The 24,903-nt window shown below is 39.3% G+C and carries 21 protein-coding genes; 9 read left to right on the top strand and 12 right to left on the bottom strand.

What is annotated here, in order from left to right:
• Positions 1–18: 18 nt before the first annotated feature.
• Complete coding sequence (locus B3297_RS20810) at positions 19–1,761, top strand: ABC transporter ATP-binding protein (RefSeq protein WP_286779432.1); 1,743 nt, start codon at positions 19–21, stop codon at positions 1,759–1,761.
• Entirely contained in the window at positions 1,761–3,566 is a 1,806-nt protein-coding gene (locus B3297_RS20805; protein ID WP_115048128.1) for an ABC transporter ATP-binding protein, read from the top strand. Before B3297_RS20810 ends, B3297_RS20805 begins: the two co-directional genes overlap by 1 nt.
• Positions 3,567–4,119: 553 nt before the next feature.
• On the opposite strand, the gene B3297_RS20800 is transcribed toward B3297_RS20805, so the two are convergent.
• The 8 genes from B3297_RS20800 to B3297_RS20765 all read right to left on the bottom strand — a co-directional run bounded on the left by B3297_RS20800 (position 4,120) and on the right by B3297_RS20765 (position 12,166).
• Complete coding sequence (locus tag B3297_RS20800) at positions 4,120–4,473, bottom strand: YtxH domain-containing protein (RefSeq protein WP_286769662.1); 354 nt, start codon at positions 4,471–4,473, stop codon at positions 4,120–4,122.
• Between the two features lie 201 nt (positions 4,474–4,674).
• Positions 4,675–5,187 (bottom strand): hypothetical protein, encoded by a 513-nt coding sequence (locus B3297_RS20795; protein WP_286779431.1) that lies wholly within the window; start codon positions 5,185–5,187, stop codon positions 4,675–4,677.
• Between the two features lie 258 nt (positions 5,188–5,445).
• Positions 5,446–6,312, bottom strand: coding sequence for an AraC family transcriptional regulator (locus B3297_RS20790; RefSeq protein WP_286769664.1), 867 nt, complete (start codon positions 6,310–6,312; stop codon positions 5,446–5,448).
• Between the two features lie 132 nt (positions 6,313–6,444).
• A complete protein-coding gene (locus B3297_RS20785) occupies positions 6,445–8,325 on the bottom strand; it encodes an MGH1-like glycoside hydrolase domain-containing protein (protein WP_286779430.1) in 1,881 nt (626 codons plus the stop codon).
• Between the two features lie 442 nt (positions 8,326–8,767).
• Positions 8,768–10,708 carry a family 43 glycosylhydrolase gene (locus tag B3297_RS20780; RefSeq protein WP_286779429.1) on the bottom strand — a complete coding sequence of 647 codons (1,941 nt, stop codon included), beginning with the start codon at positions 10,706–10,708 and terminating at the stop codon, positions 8,768–8,770.
• Between the two features lie 252 nt (positions 10,709–10,960).
• Positions 10,961–11,386, bottom strand: a complete 426-nt coding sequence (locus B3297_RS20775; protein ID WP_070568634.1) for a DUF1330 domain-containing protein — start codon at positions 11,384–11,386, stop codon at positions 10,961–10,963.
• 1 nt (position 11,387) lies between these two features.
• Positions 11,388–11,732: a GIY-YIG nuclease family protein gene (locus tag B3297_RS20770; protein ID WP_286754482.1), complete on the bottom strand. Its 345-nt coding sequence runs from the start codon at positions 11,730–11,732 to the stop codon at positions 11,388–11,390.
• Positions 11,733–11,749: 17 nt separating this feature from the next.
• Positions 11,750–12,166 (bottom strand): MarR family winged helix-turn-helix transcriptional regulator, encoded by a 417-nt coding sequence (locus B3297_RS20765; RefSeq protein WP_286779428.1) that lies wholly within the window; start codon positions 12,164–12,166, stop codon positions 11,750–11,752.
• 319 nt (positions 12,167–12,485) lie between these two features.
• On the opposite strand from B3297_RS20765, the gene B3297_RS20760 reads away from it, so the two are divergent.
• A complete protein-coding gene (locus B3297_RS20760) occupies positions 12,486–13,208 on the top strand; it encodes a DUF3667 domain-containing protein (protein ID WP_286779427.1) in 723 nt (240 codons plus the stop codon).
• Between the two features lie 95 nt (positions 13,209–13,303).
• On the opposite strand, the gene B3297_RS20755 is transcribed toward B3297_RS20760, so the two are convergent.
• From B3297_RS20755 to B3297_RS20745, 3 genes are all read right to left on the bottom strand, one after another.
• A complete protein-coding gene (locus tag B3297_RS20755; RefSeq protein ID WP_286779426.1) occupies positions 13,304–14,770 on the bottom strand; it encodes a sigma 54-interacting transcriptional regulator in 1,467 nt (488 codons plus the stop codon).
• Positions 14,771–14,776: 6 nt separating this feature from the next.
• On the bottom strand, positions 14,777–15,898 hold the full coding sequence (locus tag B3297_RS20750; protein ID WP_286709500.1) for a vWA domain-containing protein: 1,122 nt from the start codon (positions 15,896–15,898) through the stop codon (positions 14,777–14,779).
• A gap of 310 nt (positions 15,899–16,208) precedes the next feature.
• Entirely contained in the window at positions 16,209–18,296 is a 2,088-nt protein-coding gene (locus B3297_RS20745) for a DUF7594 domain-containing protein (protein WP_286779425.1), read from the bottom strand.
• A gap of 276 nt (positions 18,297–18,572) precedes the next feature.
• Between B3297_RS20745 and B3297_RS20740 the strand changes: the two genes are divergently transcribed.
• The gene (locus B3297_RS20740; RefSeq protein WP_286779424.1) at positions 18,573–18,794 is read left to right on the top strand and encodes a hypothetical protein; all 222 of its coding nucleotides are present in this window, start codon (positions 18,573–18,575) and stop codon (positions 18,792–18,794) included.
• A 10-nt stretch (positions 18,795–18,804) separates the two neighbouring features.
• On the top strand, positions 18,805–18,969 hold the full coding sequence (locus B3297_RS20735; protein ID WP_286779423.1) for a hypothetical protein: 165 nt from the start codon (positions 18,805–18,807) through the stop codon (positions 18,967–18,969).
• Between the two features lie 27 nt (positions 18,970–18,996).
• Here the strand turns inward: B3297_RS20735 and B3297_RS20730 are convergent, their stop codons facing one another.
• Positions 18,997–19,809 carry a class I SAM-dependent methyltransferase gene (locus B3297_RS20730; RefSeq protein ID WP_286779422.1) on the bottom strand — a complete coding sequence of 271 codons (813 nt, stop codon included), beginning with the start codon at positions 19,807–19,809 and terminating at the stop codon, positions 18,997–18,999.
• Positions 19,810–20,022: 213 nt separating this feature from the next.
• On the opposite strand from B3297_RS20730, the gene B3297_RS20725 reads away from it, so the two are divergent.
• The 4 genes from B3297_RS20725 to B3297_RS20710 all read left to right on the top strand — a co-directional run bounded on the left by B3297_RS20725 (position 20,023) and on the right by B3297_RS20710 (position 24,894).
• On the top strand, positions 20,023–20,889 hold the full coding sequence (locus B3297_RS20725) for a helix-turn-helix domain-containing protein (RefSeq protein WP_286779421.1): 867 nt from the start codon (positions 20,023–20,025) through the stop codon (positions 20,887–20,889).
• A 73-nt stretch (positions 20,890–20,962) separates the two neighbouring features.
• Positions 20,963–22,225: a serine hydrolase domain-containing protein gene (locus B3297_RS20720; RefSeq protein ID WP_286779420.1), complete on the top strand. Its 1,263-nt coding sequence runs from the start codon at positions 20,963–20,965 to the stop codon at positions 22,223–22,225.
• Positions 22,226–22,354: 129 nt separating this feature from the next.
• Positions 22,355–23,662, top strand: coding sequence for a hypothetical protein (locus B3297_RS20715; protein ID WP_286779419.1), 1,308 nt, complete (start codon positions 22,355–22,357; stop codon positions 23,660–23,662).
• Between the two features lie 173 nt (positions 23,663–23,835).
• On the top strand, positions 23,836–24,894 hold the full coding sequence (locus B3297_RS20710; RefSeq protein WP_070568666.1) for an alpha/beta hydrolase: 1,059 nt from the start codon (positions 23,836–23,838) through the stop codon (positions 24,892–24,894).
• The last annotated feature ends 9 nt before the right edge of the window (positions 24,895–24,903 follow it).

The raw sequence follows: 24,903 nt of genomic DNA, 5'->3' as shown, positions 1-24,903 counted from the left end.
TAATGGATATACAAGCAGATGAAGCTTTCCACGTTTACCCCTTATACCAAGTCATTTAGAAAGGCTTTTTTGATTATTCCCTTTTTCGTTGTAATTGATGTGTTTTGCGAAATTGTACAACCTCGTCTAATGTCTATTATTGTCGATGACGGAATCTTGCATAAAGATATCAACTACATTTTGAAAATTGGATTGGCCATGATCGGGTTAGCCATCGTTGCCATCGTTGCCAATTTGTGCAACATCTATTACTCTGCACATGCATCTGTGGGTTTTGCGACGAATCTCCGGACTGCCCTGTTTCGAAAAATACAATCTTTTGCTTTTGCGGATACCGATTATTTCAGTTCGGCGTCGCTCACTACGCGGCTCACCAACGACACCAATATGATGCAGCAAGTCATGATGATGTGCTTGCGTATGCTCCTAAGGGCACCCCTTATGATGGTTTTTGCCATTATCTTTGCGGTTTCTATAAATAAGGATCTGTCGATCGTAATGGCCATTGCGTTGCCTATATTAGCCTTAAGCATTTTCATATTATTACGCAAAGGGCTCCCCTTTTTTATCAAGATGCAGCAGGCGGTCGATCGTGTCAATAGTGTTGTGCAGGAAAATCTACTCAATGTGCGGGTGGTAAAAGCTTTTGTCCGCCAGGATTTTGAGAAAAAGAAATTCGACAAAGTGAATTTCGACCTGATGGATGTTGCGACCAAAGCTTCAAGCATCGTTGTCCTTATTATGCCTGTTATGCAATTGGTGATGGGCTTGTCGCTTGTTGCCGTGACCTGGTTTGGCGGACAGAAAGTAATGACCGGAACGCTTGCGCTTGGTGGACTGATGTCCTTTCTAAGTTATATCACGCAGATCCTTATTTCTTTGATGTTGCTCTCATTGACTTTCATGATGATTTCAAGGGCAATCGCTTCGGGTGATAGAATTGAAGAAGTTTTAGAGAAACAGCCTTCCTTATCGGATACGGTGGAAGGTCTCCAAAACAGATACGCTATCACAGCAGGACGGATCGCCTTTCAGCAAGTCACTTTTCGGTACAACAAACAAAGTGAGAAACCCAACCTCGACAACATTAGCTTCGACGTGAAGCCTGCGAGTACCTTAGCTATCATAGGTGGCACAGGTTCCGGAAAGAGCACGTTGGTACAATTAATCCCACGACTGTATGATGTGTCTGAAGGTAGCGTGTTGGTCGATGGCATCGATGTCAGAAATTACCAACTACAGGAACTGCGCAGCGAGATTGCGATTGTCTTGCAGCAAAATCAACTTTTTTCAGGAACTATTTTAGAAAATCTCAAATGGGGAAATGAGCAGGCAACGGATGAGGATATTTATGCTGCTGCCAGGAATGCCTGTGCAGACGATTTTATACGCTCCTTCCCCGCCGGATATCACACGCTACTAGGACAAGGAGGCGTCAATGTTTCGGGAGGACAAAAACAACGCATATGTATTGCCAGGGCTTTATTGAAGAAACCTAAAATCTTAATTATGGACGACAGTACAAGTGCTGTGGACATCGACACCGACCGGAAAATACGTGAAGGTTTAAAAAATTATCTGCAGGATACCACACAATTGATTATTGCACAGCGTATTTCAAGCGTCATGCACGCCGACCAGATATTGGTCATGGAAGAAGGCCGCATTGTCGGTTCCGGATCACACGAGGTACTTCTGCAAACAAATACCATCTATCAGGAAATTTATCAGTCCCAACACCTGCAAAAAGAAGAAGCCTAATGAGTACCTCAAACAAATCCATCCCCGTGAGTTTACCCGGTCCCGGAAGTTCAAGACGCATTAAAAATGAAAAGCCTCAACAGGGATTTAGGGCTCTATGGCGATTGATGCGCTACCTGTCTTCGCAACGGCTGATGCTCCTGCTGATTTTAATTTCACTTTTGCTGGGAACTGCGGGAACACTAGCGGGCAACTACCTTTTACGGCCTGCAATCAACAATTATGTACTTAAAAAAGATATTGTTGGTCTAGGACATATCGCCCTCGTCATGATCGGAATTTATATCGCTACAGGAATTTTCAACATGTTGCAATACCGGCTGACCATAAAAGTTGCACAGAAAACGATTTCCAACCTCCGAAATGAGCTGTTCGACCGCATGCAGTACCTACCTTTGCAGTTTTACGATACCCATCAACATGGTGATCTGATGAGTCGCTTCACCAATGACATGGATACCGTAAGCGACGCCCTAAACAATAGCATTACACAACTTTTAATCAGCTCAATTACCTTGTTGGGAACACTCGCGCTCATGGTATATATCAGCCCTATCTTATCTATTATTGCATTGATCATGATCCCCCTGATGTTATATCTGGCGAAACTGATCATCAACAAAAGCAAGCGTTTTTTTGCCGCCAACCAAGCTGCACTCGGCAATGCCAATGGCTATGTAGAGGAAATGATCAGCGGACAAAAAGTGGTGAAGGTCTTCGGGCACGAAAACGCCGCCATCGAACAATTTGAACAGCTTAATCAAGTGCTCCGGGAAAAAGCAACAAAGGCACAGTTTTATTCTGGCATGATGATGCCTTTGATGGCGAATATGAGCACCATTAACTACGCGCTGACTACCATCGCAGGTGGTATTCTAGTGATCACACGTGGATTCGATTTAGGGGGATTAACTGCATTTTTACAGTATGCACGGCAATTTGGACGGCCTGTCAATGAGATTTCTAGCCAATACAATAGCCTACAGGCAGCGTTGGCGGGCGCAGAACGTATTTTTGCCGTTATTGATACGGCTCCTGAAAGTGAAACGGTCGATCCGCAGGCAATGCCGGCCCCGGTGCAGGGCCAAGTGACACTATCGCATGTAAATTTTGGTTATGTACCCGAAAAACAGGTTTTATTTGATATCGACATCGACGTAAAACCAGGTCAAAAGATCGCTTTTGTGGGTGAAACTGGTGCCGGCAAGTCGACAATTATCAATTTGCTGCCTCGCTTCTACCCTTTGCTATCCGGGGATATTCTGCTAGATAAGACATCGATTTTTAAGCTGGATCGCAATGAACTGCGTAAAAAACTATCTATTGTATTTCAGGACACCCATTTGTTTACCGATACGGTTATGGAAAACATCCGGTATGGCCGGCTCAGCGCAACAGACGATGAAGTGATAGCGGCAGCGAAGCTTGCCGCAGCGGATAGCTTTATCATGCAATTGCCACAAGGATATAAAACCGAATTGACCAATGATGGAGCCAATCTGAGTCAGGGACAACGGCAGTTAATTAACATCGCCCGAGCAACTATAGCCAATACGCCAATCTTAATATTGGATGAAGCGACCAGCTCGATCGATACACGAACTGAAATCGCTATTCAGGAAGGTATTGACCGGTTAATGCAAAACAAAACAAGCTTCGTCATTGCCCATAGACTCTCGACCATCAAGAATGCTGACGTCATCTGTCTGATCGAAAAAGGGAGAATCGCCGAGTTCGGTTCGCATACAGAATTGCTAAAGCAAAAAGGTAAATACTATCGTTTGTATATGGGACAGTTTGACTGATCATTCCGAAGCTTTAACTCCCTACTTATTCCGTGAATACTGTATTTATTTCGTGGCAGAGGATCTTTTTTGAACGGTACAGCGGCTTGCAAAATACGAGATCATCGTTTTTCTGAAAGATGGCTACAACATTCTGACATTTGGATACATCTGCCTCCAACTTTACACAGAACTTTGTCTCAAGAAAAAAAAAGATTATGAAAGTATTTATAACTGGAGCTTAGGGCTTCATAGGTTCAGCAGTTGTTCAAGAAATGATCGATGCGGGACATCAAGTATCTGGTTTAGCACGCTCAGAAAAATCAGCAGAAATAATCACGAATTTAGGTGCTCAGGTAATCCGTGGCGATCTTATTTAAAACAAAAACCAAACTATCGCCCCTGGAATTTCGAGCGGGCTTTCACTAAGTTAGTGAAAGCTAACCGTGACCATTGAATTCAGTAAAACGGTCCATCTGGGCATGGACATTATAATTTTAGGGGCGGAGATCAAAAAATAAACAGCAGACCAAGCAATAGCTATTATCCGGTCTGCTGTTTGAATCAACAAAGATTATTTTTCTTTTTGATCTTTAATTGTATCTTTAATCGCCTTAGTTTCTTCGGCGGTCTTTTCACTTATTTGATCTTTATACTTATCAAATTCATTTGAGACCTTATCGGCCACATGACCTGCTGTTTCGCTAATCGAGGATGACACATGATCATACTCTTCTTTCACTTTATCGGCTACTTCTTCGTATGTGTGTTTTGCCTGTTCTTTGAGGTCCCTTGTTTTTTCCTTGATTTTTTTCCGCGTTTTTTTTCCACTATTCGGTGCCACTAATAGACCGACCAATGTACCTACTGCTGCTCCCGCCACCATTGCGAGAAGTAATCCCGTTGAATTATTTTTTCCGTTGCACATCTTTAAATTCTTTAGACAATCGTAATTAAGCATATATTTCAAAATGATTATGTTGTTAAACTTCTACAAGAGCAAACAATAAAAGCAAAACATTAGTTTGTCATATTTTAAATAATGTACAACAGACTAGATTGCGGCACCATATGAATCGAAAGGCGCTAAAGATGAGCGTTCAGAAATGGTCTGGATCAAATAGCTCTACTACACTCGACTTTTCAGTTCTGACCCCAATCCAGTGTTGATTTTCTTTTGTTTGAAGTATTGAAAAATGACTGCAATAATAAAAAGCACAAAAAGGACAAGAAGGGTCTGTCCAATAATTGGATCATTTATATCCTTTGCCAAGGGATGTCCGACCGGAACTCTGGTAAAGGTCTCATTAACAGTAGGCACCAGCGACAAGAAGAAACTAAATGACCATAGAAAATTTTCAAAATACCGAGCCTTCGTACTACTTTTCTTCGTTGCGTGCAGCCAATAGGCCACCGTTACAAGAACCAAGATGAAGAGTGAAAAAACATGTCCAGCATTGAAGCCGCCCTGTTTCGAAATCCCTAATGCCGTAAGAGAAGTGATGGCTGTCGCATAAAAATATAGCTTCCCCGATAATACTTTAAGATTGATCTTACCATAGCTGATAAATCCTAATACAGCGCCTAAAAGTGCTGTTACTCCAATAACTGTGTGGAAAACTCCCAAACCTGATAAATTCATTTTTTCTATTTTTAACGTTGATAATTTCAAAAAAATGTTCCTGTAATTTAAGGTCGTTGTCACGCTTTCACGGTACAGTCCATGGAATAACTACCCTTTAATGGAACACTACAAAGTTGCAATAGAATAAGGAAAATGGTTTTTTGATTTCGTTCAAAGATTTGATGTTTTAGTTCAAAAAACAGGACTACAATCTTATTGGAGAAAACTTGGTCCCCTCGATAAAATGGAATACCATATACAAGTCACCATTGGTTTTTAGTTGCTTTTAAGCTGTCGACGATAATTTGTTGGCGATATGTGGTATTTGTCACTAAAACTCTTTGTAAATGTTGCGAGGTCGTTAAATCCACAGTTAAAGGCAATTTCGGAAACACGCTGATCGGAAACCAAAAGGAGCTCTGCCGCCTTTTCGAGCTTCTTATTTTTGATGTAGCTGGCAGGTGTATCCTGATATAATTTGGCAAACTCTCTTTTAAATGAAGAAACACTCAGATTATTCTGTTCCGCAAGCTGCTCAATGGTTAATTGGGAAAACAGATTGGCTTCAATAATCTGTTTAAACGAATAGGTATTTGAAGAAAAAAGCTGTGATAATATCACTCGTATGACCGACGCGTTTCGCGTTTGGGACAGGAGCAATATAATTTCTTTTAATTTGAGCACCAGTATATCTTCATTGATCAATGAAGGATTTTCAAAATAGAACAGCAAGCCTTCCACATATTTCTGGATCAGGAAATCATTGTCAATTTTTTCTTTTGATTGGTTTGAAATGATATTTTCAGGTTCAAGCAGCAACGAGGGCAACTCTCTATCGTAAACTTTCTTCAAGGTATCTGGATAAAAAGTGACGATTAACAGCTGACAATCACGCGTTGGATTCACATCGTGTATTCGCTTTCCAGAATTAATACAATTCAGCAATAAGGAATAATGTTTCGCAATAGTTAGCTCTTCGTCATTTGCCTGGTATTGCATCTCCCCTTCCAGCACATAGAGGAAGCAAGCCTGTTCCGCTACTGGAAATTCAAACGTAAATGGTGCCTTCAATGCGATTTTCTGCATCATCGGTCTTCCAAATAGCTCATATTTTTTGTAATCATTTACCATTGTACCGCTCAATTTCTCAAATTTAACGATTGAGTTCCGTATAATTAAAATGACGGTTGTGCAATCGAGTCTTATTTTTTAAAATTCCGTTAAAATAGATTCTTCCAATCGATGTATTTTAAATTCGTTAAACACCTGTTAATATTAGTCTAAATTTACGTCTATTTTAACACCAAGATCTTTGCTGCTTGCCTTTAAAACATGATCTACCCAAATACATAGCATAGACTGTTTTCCAGGTTTGTTTTGATCCCAGTCTTCTTTCCAGACAATGTCTATTGTTTTCCCGTGATAGGCTAAGTTTCCGAGGTAAAAATAATCCATTTTGCCAGCAGGTATCAGCGGCTGAACCTGAAAGCTGTTGTGATGGGATGCCTCAAATCCAATGAGATCTGCTATGATTATGTCTGGATAGGTTGAATGAAAATAATCATTCTGCCCACCAAATTGCTCACCGTCACTTGGTATATACCATTCACCGATATTTGGGTGGGCATAACCGTGAAGCCGTGTAAGCTTCATAATTTGTTCGTACAGGGTCTCTTTGTCCTGCGCAGTGATTTGATTTTTATAATTTCTTAAATAGTTGCTGTATGCTTTATAGACGACTGAGTTTTGAAAAGGCCATCCTCTGCCGTTCCAGGCATAAGCCTGCTCATTATAATAGGGATGTTGTCTTTCGGCCGTGGTCATTCCTTTATGGTTATTGAAACCTTTTTCGGAAGTAAACATCGCCCAAGCTACCTCATACATTTTATTATCCTCACGCGGTATCATATTGAAATACCACGGGGTATAACCAACGGATTCCCGCACCCGCGCTTCGTAATCCCGTACACCATAGGCATTGTCTCCGGCTGTCAAGGTATAAAAAAAACCATCATCTGCATTCCAAAGTGTCCTGAGAAATTTCCGCTGTATTTCCTGGCTTCTGAATTTATAGTAATCTGCTTTCGCCTTATTCTTAATCGAAGGATGATGTTGCTCTTCCTGTCTATAGAGATTGTACAATGCGTTGGTATTCCCAAAGGAATAGCTTCCAATGGATGGGCGCACCAGATAAAAATCAGGATAACCTTTGGTAAAGGCCAATGGAAAGTCTTTCGCCGCAGTCGTATTTGCAGCCTTTTCTGTCGTCCCCCAACCTAAATAAAGATCTCTCCATGTACTATCGGTATAAAAAGCATAGGGCCATTTACTCTCAATCAAGCCAAGCAACGCCGAAAGGCTGAATTCCATACCATCGTACAGATCCAGAATTTTGTACATGCCGTTGGTCTTCGCATCGGGATTTTTCACAGTGAATAGGCTATCCAAAAGGTGCTGATGGTTCTCCATTGCGGGAAGCATCTTTTGCGTCCAGGCCTGATCGGGATGAATTTTTAAAAATGATTCAATACCATCGACCATCCAGCTGGAAAAATGAACACTTTCGGGCCTGCTCAAATGGGTCAAAAAATTACCGTTTTCCCGTTGATTTAATTTGGAAGCTGATCCAAGCATAAAATATTCGGCATAAGATCGAAGGTATTTTGGATCACGAAGCCAACGTACATCGTAAAACTGATGCGCTGTTGGGCAGGTAATCGCTCCACTCAAGGATCCCCAGGCGGGATACCCGAAAAATTCTGTTATAACCCAATATTTCTTTGAATCATGTGGATCGTAATAATCCCGAAGATGCTTGCTGATCATCCACCAACGATAATTATACACGCGATTTAGGGTATCGTTGGAACTCTCAAAATACGGAATATTATTGACTAAAAAGTCTTTGTTGTTGGATTCGTCAAAAGCTCCGTCCGATTTTGGCCGGTGCTCGAAAGCATTGAACTCCTTTATATTATCTGTTAGATTATTTTTCGCCACTTCCTTTAAACGATCAAGTTCAAGCTGATATATCGACTCCTGCTTCCCAGAAAATCCGCGGTTACTCGAACAGGAAAAAAGAACACCTAGAACCAAAAAGGCTGTGCTGCTTAAAACAATAGAATTTAAAAAAACGTAACGATGTTGTCTTTTCATGTGGTTATATGGAATAGAACTGGAACAAAGACCTAATCAACAGAATTTTTATGACAATTAAGCATGGTGGAACAAATCGACGTAAAATTGATACAATGTATCATATTGCAACAACCGTATTTATATAAAACTCAAATATTCCCATTTTCACATAAAAAAGTATCTTTTTCATATTCTTTCTACTGCTGTTCTAAGCTACATTTGTTCCATAAGTAAACTTGACTCAAGAGAAGTAATTGCCGAAATGAATGGAGATGCCTATCTCATCATTTTAAATTTCTGAATTGATTCGATAAGAATACTGTAAAAAGAATCCTACAATACTACACTGAAAAACATTTTGTGGAACGACGCTGTCGTTCCACATTTTTAATTTATTAAACCGGTCTTTACCCCACCTTCTACGGCAGCCACTTTAGCTTGCTCGCCGGCTTTTTCATGCTTAGTCTCCGGTAGTTCCTTCCGTTGTCATTTTAATTTTATGGATTGTACCATCTGGACGGTAATTTAGGGTGTCTATGCATATCGAACGGCTAAAACTGCCTCCATCTGGATTAATTCCCCCATTATGGTAAATGAAATACCATTGGTTTTTAAAAGGGACAATTGCTTGATGGTTCGTATTGCTGTTGCCTGCTATTTCATTCAGAATTCCTTTATAGACATAGGGGCCTTCGATCTTATCGGCCATGGCATAAGCGATCTTCTCCGGAAATTCCGTGGCATAACTCAAATAGTATTTTCCATTGCGCTTGTGAACCCATGGTGCTTCCGTAAAAGCTAGTCCTTCAAAATTCACCTGTTTTATTTCGCCATCAATCTCAACCATATTTTCTTTGAGCTTTGCGTAGTAACACTCGCGATTACCCCAGAAAATCCAGGCTTGACCATCATCATCAATAAAAACAGCTGGATCGATACAAGCCCAGGAATGGGAAGAAGCAAAACAGTCTTTGTTGGTCAATAAGGGTTTTCCCAATGCATCGCTAAAGGGACCTTCGGGTCTGTCTGCGACAGCAACCCCTATTCCGGACCAATTGGAACTGATGTACCAGTAATATTTTCCATTACGTTCGGTAACATGTCCCGCAAATGCATCGCCGCTTTTTGCCCAGGTAAAATCACTTATGCGCAAAGACACGGGATATTCCGTCCAATTTTTTAAATCCGTTGTAGAATAAACGATCCAGTCTTTCATCTTATAGCCTTTCTGACCTCCTGCAAAGTCATGACCTGCATACAACCAAAGTGTATCCCCCTTAACTAATGCTGCCGGATCGGCTGTAAAATGATGCTTAATAATCGGATTTCCCCTTGCGGTAAAATGATACCGGTCATCCGCAGCCACAGGAGCTAGCAATTCACCAGGTACACCGCCCCATTTATTGTTCAGAAGACGAGACTCTTCCTTGCTGATTGAAATCACACTTCCATGTCGCGGATTAAAATTCTTATGAAAAGGTTCAGGTTTTGAAGAGAAATTAAAGAGATCATCTGTGCGCTGAAATTCGTATCTTCCATTCGCATACAAATCGTACATCAAGATGTAATCGTTTGTTCCATTTAACTTAAAAAGGCTAGGTCCTTCGACAACAACAGACGTGTCTGCGTAGGCATCGAGATACCGGAAGTCTTCTCTCCATGGTCCTTTTAAGGATTTACTTGTCGCCTGCTGAATTCCATTTTTTACTTCTTTTCCAGCAGCATCTTTTGTATTACCCTTAAAGAAAAAATGATATAGCCCATCTTTATAGACAATGTCGCCATCAATACCGCCAAATTTTGGACTGAACAATAAAGTAGGTTCCTTTTCAAAGCCACTAAAATCTTTATTCGCATAGGCCCCGTAAAAATCAAGTTTATCATTCTCATGCGATTTCACCGTAAAATACACCAGGTATTTTTTTTCAGCCGGATCGTAGATCGTCTGTGGTGCCCATACCCATTTTACGTTCTTAAATTTTTTAGGGTATAACTTTGCCAGGTCAACAGTATTGTGTTTCCAGTCCGTCAGATTATCAGATCGCATCAAAATAATACCCGGATTACTTCCCCACCCATTCTTTACCGTAAACATATCAGTTGCGACCATATAAAATGACTTTTTGTCCTCTCCCCTAAGGATGTGCGGATCACGAACCCCTCCCGTTTGGGATATATCCGCCGATGACAAAATAGGTTTATTGTTATTTAATGCAACCCAGTTTTGCGCATCCTGACTGACTGCAAATCGCAATTGCTCTTGTGTATTTTTATCCCCCGAACCTTCAAAATATGCAAAAAGATAACCCGCCGCCTTATCTGCATTGTATATTTTTTGCGCTATGGCATTGGTAAAACTCATTAATGCAATACTCAATACCCCTATTTGTTTTAGTTTCATGTTTGATCAATTTTTAGGTTTTTCTAAATGCTCATTTGCCAAGTAAACCTTCTTTATTACACCTTAACCATGGATTATTTAATGCACAAATTCCAAATTATCTTGATCGAAGGGATATTCAACACAAATTTAAATTTGCTCAAAAACACTTTTCCACGAAGCTGTAGAAGAATACGATACGAGGTTTACTTTTATTAATGTCAAATATACATTTATTATTTAAATAGGCGATATTTTTATGGTAAGTACCGTTTAAAACGGGACATTTTCCAGGGGTAAAAGTCTTGAATCCAAGATTGCTGCAGTACGATGCCCTATAATCTTCATATACGCTGGATTTTGTTCAAATGAAAAAAAATCGGACACACTTCGCTGTTTGATAAGCAGACAAATATCCCACTGCTCCTGATCGGGGCCTATCAGAAACTGGTCACCATGCCCAACAAAAAGTAGCTCACCGCCGCTTTCTTCCACAAAAGGTTTGGCTAGCTTTATATAATTCATGAAAGCATCGTATCCCGAAATTTCTTTGATTGGCGCAATCTCCGGAAAATTAGTATAGTCCGCGATTTTCCTCAACTGAATTAAATTGAGATTGACAATGGGGCCTTGGATATTTTTCAATGCCAGATTCCTTCCGGCTTCATAACTCGGATACAAATACGTCTTTCTTGCCATATCAATAGATACTTGTTGTTTCACTCACTTTACTCTTCAACTCAGTTGCAGCATGATGTATGACTCTTTTATAATCAATGATTTTGTCGTTTTCAAATGGAATAATAACTGCATTTTCAAACAGGAAATTTCCCTCGCCCAATTGGTTCCAATCCGCCTGTAAGTTTTTATTGTCAAATTGCCCCATGTTTAACATAAATCTGATTCTGTTGGAAAGAGCCGTTAAATTCAGGCTATCTGCGATATATGTTTTATTTTCGGCCCTATTGTAAATTGTTAACACTCCCATCAATGGTTTACTGTCCAAGAATTCGGCTTTCAATTGCTTTTTATCTATTTTGTTCATGTGTTTTTAAATTAAAATTATAAATCTCCGCCCAATGACTTCAATTGCGCAGCAAAAATAAGGAGATCTGTTACGGCCATTCCGTCCAATAGCTTATTGGCGATGTGCTCAGCTGTAACAGTCGCCTCCTTTAAAATTCGATCACCAGCCGCCGTAAGCTTCACATAACTGACCCGGGCATCTCTATCATTGTGCTCTTTTACAACAAGCCCCATCTTTTCCATGGGGGAAATAATCCGTGTAATTCCTGAGGCTGTTAAACCGGTACTTTCAGCCAGATCAATTCGCCGTAGCCGGTTACCGGGAACCTGGCTTAAAATATGTAGGATCATAAAGTCTGTCAGACTTAGTCCATGCAAGCTCAACTCATCAAACTTTTTGGTGATGACAGATTGAACTTTTACAATGTTCAGAATCGTATTAATCGCATTCATAATATTATTGTTCTTGTTATTTGCACAATACTTGAGTAGTCAAGTATTATGCAAATATAATAGTTTTATTTAAATGGCCGAATAGAATAAAAGATTCTGCCAACAGCGCGGTTACACGACAGCGCAATAAATCTATTTACCTTACGAGAGAAGTTGGTTGGTATAAAACTACACTTAGGTGTAGCCTTGATTGACATAATCTATAATATTTTTGGACAAATTCTAATCGATAGGAGGCTAAAGCCAAAGATTTTCAGAATATGGAAAGGAAAGAATCCTCAAATATTAACAAATTTATTACCTATAACATAGTATAAACATGACAAATTGCAAAAACTGTGGGACAGATATAACGCTGAATTTCTGTCCGAAATGCGGACAGCCAGCGGTCCTTAAAAGAATTGATGCGCATTATATCGTCCACGAGATTGAACATGTCCTTCATTTCGAGCGCGGCATCTTGTACACGATTCGTGAACTCATTACCACACCCGGAAAAAATGTAAAAAAATATATTGCCGAGAACAGGAGTCGCCTGGTAAAACCCATTATTTTTATCATCATCACCTCGCTGATATACTCTGTAGTAAGCCATTTTTTTCATGTAAACGACAAATATGTGAGCTATTACGAATCCCAACATTCTACTACGGGTTCGATATACCTCTGGATCCAGGATCACTATGGTTACGCCAATATCATGATAGGATTGTTTATCGCTTTTTGGGCGAAACTATTTTTTAATAAATACGGTTTTAATTTTTTTGAAATTGTCATCCTGCTGTGTTTTATTTTGGGAATCACGATGTTGATCTATACTATTTTTGCATTAGTTGAAGGTGTAACACATACAGGTGTTATGGTACAGGCTAGCATCGTCGCTATGGTATATAGCGTTTGGGCTATTGGACAATTTTTCGACCCCTACAAAATACCCAGTTATTTAAAAGCGCTCGCTGTTTATATTTTAGGTTATCTGTCATTTACTGCTGTCGTCGTTATTATTGGTCTATCGATAGACTTAATTTTAATGAAAAGATAGGTTATCCTCCTTTTTCCGTCCTTGTGAAACCTTTTAAAATAACATGATGGGTAAGTTTGCGCTGTAAACTTACCCATCCTATTACTCGTTGCCTGTTACAGATTATTTCTCAGATATCCCTGAAAATTATCTTGAAACTGAAGGCCGGACCCCAGTCTATATTTACTTAATTTATTGTTGAGGGTAAGTCCCCATAAAACGAATTCAGTCAGAAAATGGAGATCTTCGGGTTTCGTTTCCGGTTGGTATTGCTGAATTAAAGCATGGATAGGCTTCACTTGATCCAAAACCTGCCCGTACGCCAAATCGTTGAGTTCATCAGATAATTCGATTCCTTCTGATTCCGAAAACCAACGAACAATATCATCGTAGGGATAACGCTCGTTTTCTCTTTCCAGTTTCTCAATTTTTGGGAATAAAATCGGGAAAAGGCTTTTAATCGCGTTTTCTATCAGCTGCACTGCAACGACACCCGCTCCTTCTTGCTCGCCTTCATAAACGAGCTCAACTTTGCCGGTTATCGCAGGCACAATACCCATAAAATCACTCAGCCGTACTGCAGTTGCTTGTTCCCCACTTCGGAGCATGCGTAATTCAGCGGTACTTAATAAGTTTTGAAATGCTGTAATGCTCATACGCGCACTCACGCCGCTCTTTTCATCAACATATTCACTATTTCGTGCTTCAAAGCTTATCTGCTCAATCAATTCCCTAGCCAGCTCCGGGACATATATCTGCTCCTTCTGGGCCGCTTCCAAGTTCGCCTCCTGCGCAGTAATTGCCTTTGCTATCTCAACCGATGCGGGGTAATGTGTAAGTATCTGCGATCCAATGCGATCTTTCAGCGGCGTCACAATACTTCCTCTATTGGTATAATCCTCCGGATTCGCTGTGAATATAAATTGTACATCTAACGGCAAGCGTAACTTAAAACCGCGGATCTGAATATCTCCCTCCTGTAATATATTGAAGAGGGCTACCTGGATTCTAGCTTGAAGATCAGGTAGCTCATTAATGACAAATATAGAACGGTTTGCCCGAGGAATCATACCAAAATGAATCACCCGATCGTCTGCATAGCTCAGTTTTAAATTTGCGGCTTTGATGGGATCTACATCACCGATCAAATCAGCTACTGTCACATCAGGCGTAGCCAGTTTCTCCGCAAAACGATCACCTCTACCAAGCCAGCTTATCGGTGTATCGTCGCCTTTCTCCTTCAGCAACTCTATCGCATAACGCGATATGGGGTTAAACGGATCATCATTAATCTCTGAACCTTGAACCACAGGCACATATTCATCCAATAAGTTGACCATGAGCCTAGCGAGACGTGTTTTCGCCTGACCGCCAAGGCCCAAGAAATTAATGTTGTGTTTGGAAAGTATTGCTCTTTCAAGTTCTGGAATTACGGTATCTTCATAACCATGTACCCCATTGAACACGGTTTCACCCGTCTTTATTTTTGTAATCAGATTCTGACGCAATTCTTCTTTTATTGTTTTAGGTTTATAACCCGAAGTTTTTAATGCACCAAATGTTGTAATCTTCGTGTAATCCATATATTCTTATCGTATTCTTTTTTTTCGATTTTCTTCGTAATCCTCAAAGATCATTTCACCTAGATCCCCAAGTCCCGTGTAATAAGCCTTCCCTTGATTTGAAGCTGTAAACTCGTCGACAAATTGCTGTAGATAAGGATCCGAAGCAATCATAAAGGTTGTAATTGGTATTCCCAACTTTCGAGCCTGCGCAGCCATACTATAGCATTTGCTGGTGATAAAAGGATCCAAACCCATAGGATTCTTATAGTAAGTGCCGTCCGGCATATTTAAACAGCTCGGTTTCCCGTCGGTTATCATAAAAATTTGCTTATTCGCATGCCGTTTTCGCCTTAGCAAGTCCATCGCTAGCTTTAAGCCCGCGACGGTATTGGTATGAAATGGTCCAACTTGCAAATAAGGCAGGTCTTTTATCGCGATAGGCCATGCATCGTTTCCGAAAACAATGACGTCAAGTGAGTCTTTCGGGTAACGGGTCAAAATAAGTTCTGATAAAGCCATCGCCACTTTTTTTGCAGGTGTGATCCGATCTTCGCCGTATAAAATCATACTGTGGCTGATATCGATCATCAACACTGTACTCATCTGTGACTTAAACTGTGTATCTTCTACGACGAGATCATTTTCGGATAAGGCAAACTCACCTATCCCATGATTGATCTGTGCGTTTTTCAAGCTCTCCGTCAAAACTATTTTCTCCAGGCTATCTCCGTACTGATAGTTTCTGAAATCGCCCATATTTTCGTCACTCCGTCCCTGGTGATTGGTTTTATGATTGCCTGATTTCCCTTTCCTCATTTTCCCAAATATCTGGTCCAAGGCATGCTGACGCAAAGCTTTCTCCAGCTTTGAGGTAATATCTACGCCACCTTCACCACCAAACTCCACTTTTTCCCTGATATAACCTTTATTCTTCAGATCCGCAATGAAATCGTCTATCGTATAGGCTGGCGTCGTCAGTTTGAACTCTTTATCCAATTGCCTAAGCCAGTCAATGGCTTCATCAAAATCACCAGAGGTATGGGTAATCAGTTCTTTGAAAATGTCAAATAATTTATCAAAGGGCGTTTGAAACGGCTCTTCATATTGTTTGAAAAGAAAACCTTTCCTTCGTTTCGTGCTTTTCATGCATTCCTCTTATTAGTATGAAGAAGCTATCCAACTCCTGTATCGGATGCTTCATAGTATGAATTTACGAAATAATAATTTTTGTGAGCACCGTACATCCATTTAACTTCAAAAACTGGCTATAGTATGACGCATCAAAAATAAGGTACACTAAAATTAATAGCAGTCTTGTTTACTTAGCCCGATTTTTTTGGGTGATAGCATAAAGCGCTATTGGAAAAGCGTAAAAAGCCACAGAGAATTGGCATTCTCTGCGGCTTCTTGATTTGGTTATTCCAAATAGGATAGAATTACCTGAATAAGTACCAGCTTAATAGAGCAGTTCCAAAGTCGGTTTATTGGCGGCAGCTTCCCTACTACTAAAAGACATATCATTTGTAGAAGAGGCCGCAGCTGTATTTAAAAATAGAAAGGATGCTTTACGATCAGTGCTGGTCAGCAATCTATTAATGGCCGAAGTGACGTCGATGGTCTGTAAACCTATCCCAGAAATAGGAATTTTACCGACAAGTACAGTATCCATTGGTGCATTGTTCCAATTAATGCTATTTTCCAACCAAGATGTCGTGGAGGTTGTATAAATATTAATAGTACGTTGTGGTGCTGTATTCACTCCTGCAACATACATTTTTAATTTTGCCGAACTCACTTTAGGTTTAGTAATCATCGAAATATCAAATTTAGTATATGCTTTACGTGCGTAAGATGTAGCGTCGGATTTGATGACAAGATCAGTTGTAGTTCCATAATTTGTACTTGCATAGGTACCGTTGCGGACATAGGCATCGGCAAGAGAGCTTCCGGCATTGGCTACAACAGCATGCTGAAACGCTCCAACGTCTGGATTACCCAATGGCAGCGCATTTCCAGCGAAATCCTCGCCTCCATTGTTACTTATAAATACACCGGCATTAAGGGCGGCCGAACTGGAACCGACATCATAACCTTTTGCAGCGTCAAGGCCGTTTCCACCGATTGGATTGACAAATACCGGATCTTCATAGAAATTGTTGTTCCGCACGGTAGTTCCCCAGTTCAATGACGTAAATGTACTCGACGGGAATAAACAATTATTGTTAAACTTCAGTCCGTTATCGGCTTGGGTAGACAAACTACTAATGGTCGAGGTCGTGTAAAAAATATTATTTGAAAATGTTGCATAAGGCTTTCCTGAACTTACGCCATTCATGACGTTAAACAGGCTGGCGGTTGGATTTTTGATATAGAATACATTATTATAAATCTCACGGGAATCGTATGTCGTTTTTTCGATCAAAAAGAGCTTTTTTAACCGTGTTGTACCGATATCGTTAACAGAAACGTTATAGCGAACTTTAATATTCTTAGACTGGTTCATAAAAAGCATAAATCCGCCGTTGTTATCATGCGAATAATTGTATTCGAAAATATCTCCATCGGTTACTGAATTGGTATCGTAGCCATCGGCATCGAACGCGACTCCATCGTTAGCGCCCCCGCCTGTCATACCGTAAACTTCATTATAAGCCACCAGCGTATTCAAGCTACCAATTGTCCAAATACCCGCATAATTTTCAGAGCCTGTGTTCATACATGCCTTATAGACCGTATTGTGTGTGATTTTACTTCCTCCCGTCACGCCGGACATAACGATTCCGTCGCCGTAGATATATTCAATCAAATTGTTATCGATAATAATATCTTTTGATCTGGCTGCCATAGCCCTATCGCCAGTGGTCCTTATCCCTTCAACGGAACAATTGGCTACGTGGCAACTTTGTACCAAAGCACCGTATATTTTACCGTCTAAGATAATCCCGCCAGAGCTTTTGTTATAATTGGTCTGTCCATCGATCGCACCATTGACGTCGTGAACATAACAATTTCTAACGGAGACATTGCTAATTGCTGTTCCTGCAGAACTGCCTCCAACCACGCGGATCCCCGTAGCAGCATAACTTGTTCCGCTTGGGATTGTATTTGTCAGTTCGAGGTTATTTACCTCAAAATAAGACACCCTATTGAGGTATAGTGCATTTGATCCGTTTCTCTTTCCACCACCGTTGATAATCGGACGAACATCGCCGCCATATTTATCTATAATAATAGGAGCTTCAGCCGTTCCCGAATTTTTCATATGCAACGTGTCATTCCATACGCCACCACTCTTGAACAAAATACGATCACCAGGGCCAAAAACCGAGGCATTAATTTTGGCCAGCGTTCTCCATGCTGCAGTTGTGCTCGTTCCTGTGCTATCATCGTTTCCGCTGGGATCTATATAGTAAGTATTACCTATACTTGCTAGATTTACCTTCGCTTTTGTTTTTACTGATGTCGGAGAATCTAGTTGAACAGACTTTTTGCAGCTCAATAGCCCAATGATTCCAATAGAAATCACCATCATAAATTTTCTCATAATGCTGTTTTTAGTTTATAAATGTTATAATTCTTGCAGACGTATTCCTTATTCCAACGAATACGAATTGTATAATTTGATTAATAACATTAAATTATAAATAACTTGCCAACCACAGGGGGTAAAATCTGAAATAAAGAGGGGTAAAATTTTAAAGGCAGGTCAACATGTAACCAAAATAAATCAATGCATCTTTTTATGCTGACCTACATCGATATAGAAGAAAATTTGATACTTTTAGCTAATAACTACAGCCCTTAAGAACAATACGATATTATGGAAATAGATCAGTATATCAATACACTTTCGGAAACGGAGCAAGAGGTCATCCGTCAATTCCGGAAAGCGATAACAGAAAATGACAATACCGTCTCTGAGAGCTTCGGAAAATTCATGTCAAACCCTAATGCAATTAGCTTTAATGAACAGGGCGTATTTAAATACGGGCTAACAATCGCAAAGAATTACATTTCATTCTTCCTTGGTTATCTATACTAACCCCGAATTAATGGAAGAACTAAAATTAAAATTACCCAAGGCTAAATTTCAAAAAGGCTGTATTAATTTCAAAACATTGGATGAATTTCCCGCATCCGTATTGGCAGAACATATTCAGGCTTCATCCAAAATAGATTTTAGCCCCATGATAAATCGTTATTTGAAAAAGAAATAAGTACCTGGTCAATTCCCAGCATTCTATTTATTCACTTTTACGCGCAACAATAGCATAGACCATCGGAATTTTATTTCCCAAATGGGCTATTCTGAATTTTTTAGGATCTAGTTCTGTCATGTTTTTAAAAATGGGATAAGGTGAATAGTCAAATTCGTTCAGGTCTTGAATGTTTAGCCCATGATGAAGTAAAGCTCCAACGACCTCACTCATACTATGATTCCAGGTAACATAGGACTGCGAAATAGCTGCATCTTTATCGGCATAGGTTCCCTGCTCGGTTTCAACAATTGGAGCAACATTAAAATAATTATAGCCAATTTTGTCAAAATTATCATCGAACATCCAAACAACTGGATGAAACTCGACAAAAACAAACTTCCCTTTCGGTTTCAAGAAACGTGAAATTATTTTCCCCCATTTATCTAAATCCGGTAACCAAGTAATCGTTCCATAGCTGGTAAAGACCAGATCAAATTGTCCGTCAAGATGATTCTCAAGCTCATACAAATCACAACAGATAAACTGTACATCTGCATTCGTTTCTTTCGCAATTTCTCGGGCACTTTCAATCGCCTTGTCGGATAGATCAACACCAGTAACTTTGGCACCAAGTCTACTCAAAGAAATTGTATCCTGTCCGAAATGACATTGTAGGTGTAATATTTTTTTTCCGCTGATATCACCCAATAAGGCCAATTCGATTGAATTTAGCGAAGTCTCCCCTTTTAAAAATCCTGCTAGATTGTAAAAGTCTGATTTTAGATGTGTATCTGTTCTATTATTCCACGAGCGTTTGTTTATTGCGATGTAATTTTCTTCTAGATTCAAATCGTTCATTTGGTTTTTTATTAAACGGTTAATTACCGACTAAAGTACGCTAAAAATTGAATGCTATCGGATTCATCTTTTCCCCAATTTAAAAATAAGTGTTTTAAGAAATTAAGCTTGGTAAAAATTATCATAAAGGTTCTCTATATTTAAATCGATTATCCAATACATCCAAGTTTAAAAAGATGATGTATGAATAACACCTATTTACATGAAGAATAAATGACGATAAAAATATATAGACCAAAGAGCTTACTTCTAAAAAAATATATTGAATGCTTCTATGTACTTGAGAAAACTCACGAAGAAAAAGCGACGGCATATTTTACGTTTCCGAGCATTTACACCATAGTGACGATAAGTGAGCAGACCAAAACTAAGGTAAGCCCAAATGAGGTCATTACGAAGCATTGTCCGTCCAATTCGATAGAAACAAACCTTGTATGCAATTTTAATGAACCTGTTTTAGTGAGTTATGAGGGAAAAATAAATGAAATTACCACTTACTTCAAACCTCTTGGGATAAATGCTTTTATACCCAATGATTTAAGCTATTATAACAGCGGAACATTTCCCGATTTTAATCCGCACCTGGATTATAAAAACGCGATGACATCTATCCTTTCCATTGATAACCAAGACGAGCGAATCAGGGCCTTAGAAGAGTATTGGATATCAAAATTTTGGCTATTTGAAAATGCATTGCTCGAAAACATAATCACCGAAATGCTAGATACAAGTAACCTCAATCAATTGATGTCAGAATTTTCGCTAAAAACAGGAAGATCGAGAACAACCATAAATAAGCAATTCGATCAACATATCTGTAAAACACCTTCCCAATTCAAAAAAATCATTAGATTTCGAGCTGCGATTCAAAGTCACCTCGAAGATGGCAACAAAATAGGTCTGTCTTATAACCTGGATTATTTCGATCAGTCCCACATGATCAGAGATTTTAAAAAATTAACAGGGTTTACACCAAAACTTTTCTTTTCCAAAATAGCTGATCTTGAACGGGACCAAATAAAATGGATCTTATTTAGCAGGTTTACAAAAATACAATCACACTATTTTATTAAACAGTAACATTGCTCCATAATTATTTATACCATACGCTATGAAGCTTTTAATGTTACTTATGTTTTGTCCAATTTTTCTTGTGGCACAAGAAAAAACATCAGCCAAACTTGCCACCTATATGCAGGCACAAGCCGATGTAAATAATTTTAGTGGAACAGTTCTTGTCACGAAAAACGGCGCGATTTTAATAAAAAAAGCCTACGGTTTAGCAGATTATGAATGGAGGATCAAAAATACGATCGATACGAAGTTTCAGTTGGCATCGGTCACAAAACAATTTACCGCGGCTGCTATTTTACAGCTCGTAGACAGCGGAAGATTATCGCTAAACGATAAACTCAGTAAGTTTTTCCCCGATTATCCAAAAGCCGATAGTATAAGTATCCACATGTTGCTGTCACACACCTCAGGACTTGCTATGGGTTTCAAAGAAATCGCATTAAGTAGTATAAGTAGCGATTCTGCTTATACCGCCATCAAGAAAATTCCTTTCGAATGCTCACCGGGAACGAAAAGCGCCTATAGTAATATCGGTTATTATTTGTTAGCAAAGATTATTGAAAAGGTCTCAGGTGAGCATTACGCTTCTTTCTTAAAGAAAAACATATTTGATAAAGCTGGCATGAGTAACACCGGAGTCAGTAATAATGATTCCATCGTCACGAAAAAAGCAAAAGTATATTATCATAATGCAGAAGGTTTTATCCATAATCCCCATATCAACTGGGAGATCAACCTGGGCCACGACGGTATTTATTCAACCGTTGAAGATTTAGCCATTTGGGACAAAACACTCTATGGAACAACGATTCTATCGGCAGCGATGAAAGAAAAAATGTTTACACCATATAGCGCTGAAAATTGGGGCTATGGATTTATCATCAATCCATTTTACAATCACGGACATTATTTGATTGCACATGATGGCGGATTCTTTGGTACAATGACTTCTTTTAATCGATTTACTGAGGACAAACTCTTTGTCAATGTCCTTTCCAACAACGGCTCCCCCGCCCATATCATCGGGTATGGACTGTCTGCGATTGCGCTGGGTAAAGAAGTAGAGCTTCCCTATAAACATTATCCCACCAAAATAGATACGACGCTGTACGATAACTATGCAGGTGAATATGGGAAAATACATATATTAAAAATTACAGGCAAACTCTACTATAACGATGCGGATACTGAACTCATTCCCGAGTCTAAAACAAAATTTTTCAGGGCAGACGACAACGACAGAACAATCGAGTTTGTTAGAGACAAAACAGGAATTTACAATTCCCTTATTTTAACAAAAGGTGGCGTTAAGGAAGTTTCCCCAAGGACCAATAAAAATTAATGAACCCATATGCATGCTTTTAGCATCAAATGTGTAATCGACTCTTTGAAACCTTAAAGAAAAAAATTAAATTACGCCCTTATCAGTCCAGTGTTAAATAGTATACAAACTATCCTAAATTATAACATCGTGCAACAGACAGATCAAAATCCGGAGAAAGCTAAAAAGAGTCCTTTATTAAAGTCTTTTTTCGGATGCCTAGTGTTTATGGCAGCCTATCTCATCAGTTTTTTTATTTTTGATGCAGGCAACAATGTGAAGCTGAATTATATTATTTTTTCGCCGCTTGCATTTATACTGAGCTGGGTATTTTGCTATTTCTATCTGCTGTTAAAAGATACCAGTACTTTGAAATATTATCTACTGGGATGTATGCTGATAGCCGGTACAATTATATATACAAATGGTATTTTTGATATCGATATTAGGATTCAAAACTTCTTTCACTCGTCAACACTCCCGAAAAAATACGGGCAATATCTCGATATCAATAACACCAAAAATAGATTTGGACGACATGAAATCATTCTTTTCAAGGCGAGTAGTAATCCTATTGATCAGTTTTTGACAAAGAACAACGAATTAATCATCCATAGTTTGAGCAAGGCTAAAAACGCTAACGATGCAGAACCAACCATCCATATGTTTTATAAATTGGACAAAAACGGCAAGCAGATCGATCAATATTCTTACACACAGGATGAAGATAAGGATACAGAGATTCTTTTCGAGGGCTATCTGATCAACATAGGAAAACATTACTTTCGTAGCTGGCCATTAGATGGTGATACCACAAAAAACAGCATTGAAATACGCAATGTCGATCTCAACTGGACTGCGGATCAACAACGCCAACAACTAGATGATATCGATCGTAAAGCACAGTATTTTCTTTCTGAGCGAATCTATGATTTCGAACACAGCAATTCGAAAAGCTACTCAAAAAAAACGTATTTCATGGACGGTAAATGGCATATATTCTGTGAAAATATATCGGATGATGATAATTTAAATCTGCAAACCGCGTCTAGAGGGCGTACAGTAAATGATCTTTTCGGACACTGGAACAAGAATGAATGGGTCACGAATCATTCCCCCGCCAATATTCAATCGGTTTATTACCAGAAAATCAAACGAATTCGCAATCGACAGGATGTGAACAGCGGAAAATATGAGCAAGGCGATCGTTGGCAAGGTTGCCTTTTCTCACACCTTGTTGTCGAAAACGACACCTTAAAATTTAAAGATCATTTATATCTTGATGAGGAGTGGCATTGGTCTCAGATTGAAATCAATGGTAAGAATATTGGAGCGCTGACTTTTGAGGATACGGAACAATTTCATAACTATGGTTACTACTCAAATGCGGCTTTAAATTACCAGCTTTTCACCAGTCGACGCAATAGGCTTTATTTGATTAAAAGAATAGATCCTTAGCTTCATCCAGATAAATTAGGAAAAATAATAAGCAGACGAAATGCGGACTTGCTTTTTGCTATCCAAAATAATGACTATATTACATGAAATGAATTTTTGTAGAAATACATCCAATTTGATAGCCATTGGATCCTAGTGAAAATAAAATTCTGATATAGAAGGAAATAAAGCATATGAACAAAAGATATTTTTTCTACTTCATCCTCATTATCACCTTGTTCGCCTCGTGTGGTCTTATTCATAACCTTCCTGATTCGGCATCTCCCAATACTGGTGTAGATCCCAATTTATGGTATTCATTTGTGGATCAGAATGGAAATTTCTACCCCGATAATTGGAAGAAAAGTTATGGCATCCCCTCGAATAAAGCTGCTAGAGACCCTTATTCACTGATGAAGATTGCCACCGACAGAGGCGACCGCGAACAGTTACTTGCTTTTGAACGCGGTAACATGCTGCGTCTGTCAAAACGCATTGCACCAAAAAAACGTGTGTTCATTTTAGTTCATGGCTTTAATGCCGATGAAGAATCCGTTGTAAAACAATATAAATATATTGCCGATCATATCGTTACAAATCCCAAAACCGACGAAATTATTCGCTTTTATTGGGATGGTTTACGATCAACCTCTCCGTTTCGATCTGCAAAAAACTGGTTTTCCGCAGCCTCCTTTAGCCAGATGGCCGGTGAATTTGGATTGAGACGTATACTGAATAATATGGCCGATAAAGATGTCTTCATTATCTCTCACAGTCGTGGAGCATCTGTGGTGATGAGTGCTATTTCGAATCCGGAATACAATAGTTCTTTTTCCGCTCAGGCCAAAGACATTCATAAGGTCGATATCGAGCGGGCAAAACCTTTATTGGAAAACAAAAACAGGATTACCTGTATTATGTTGGCGCCAGCTATAGGGCTTTCCGAATTTCAGTATACCGATACAACAACTAACACCAAAAAATTTGTGGAACTGAGCTCCCAGGTTAAGAAAATACATATCACCATAAATGGTACGGATAAGATGTTGAAGAAGTTTTTTGGATTCTTATCGAATAAACTTAATCCAACAGATCTGGGATATAAAGAGGAAAGTTTTAACGCACTTAAGAAAAATTATACCATCTTTTCGATGACTGATTTCACAGGAATGTCAAGCCATGACTTTAGTCGTTATATCCGAGATCCCAAATTCAAACAGATGCTTCGGGAGGAATCCATCCAAGTACAATAAGATGGTCGC

This window comes from Sphingobacterium sp. UBA3519 (assembly GCF_002377215.1).
GTDB classification, from domain to species: domain Bacteria; phylum Bacteroidota; class Bacteroidia; order Sphingobacteriales; family Sphingobacteriaceae; genus Sphingobacterium; species Sphingobacterium multivorum.
This window is presented reverse-complemented; position numbering and strand designations above follow the sequence as displayed.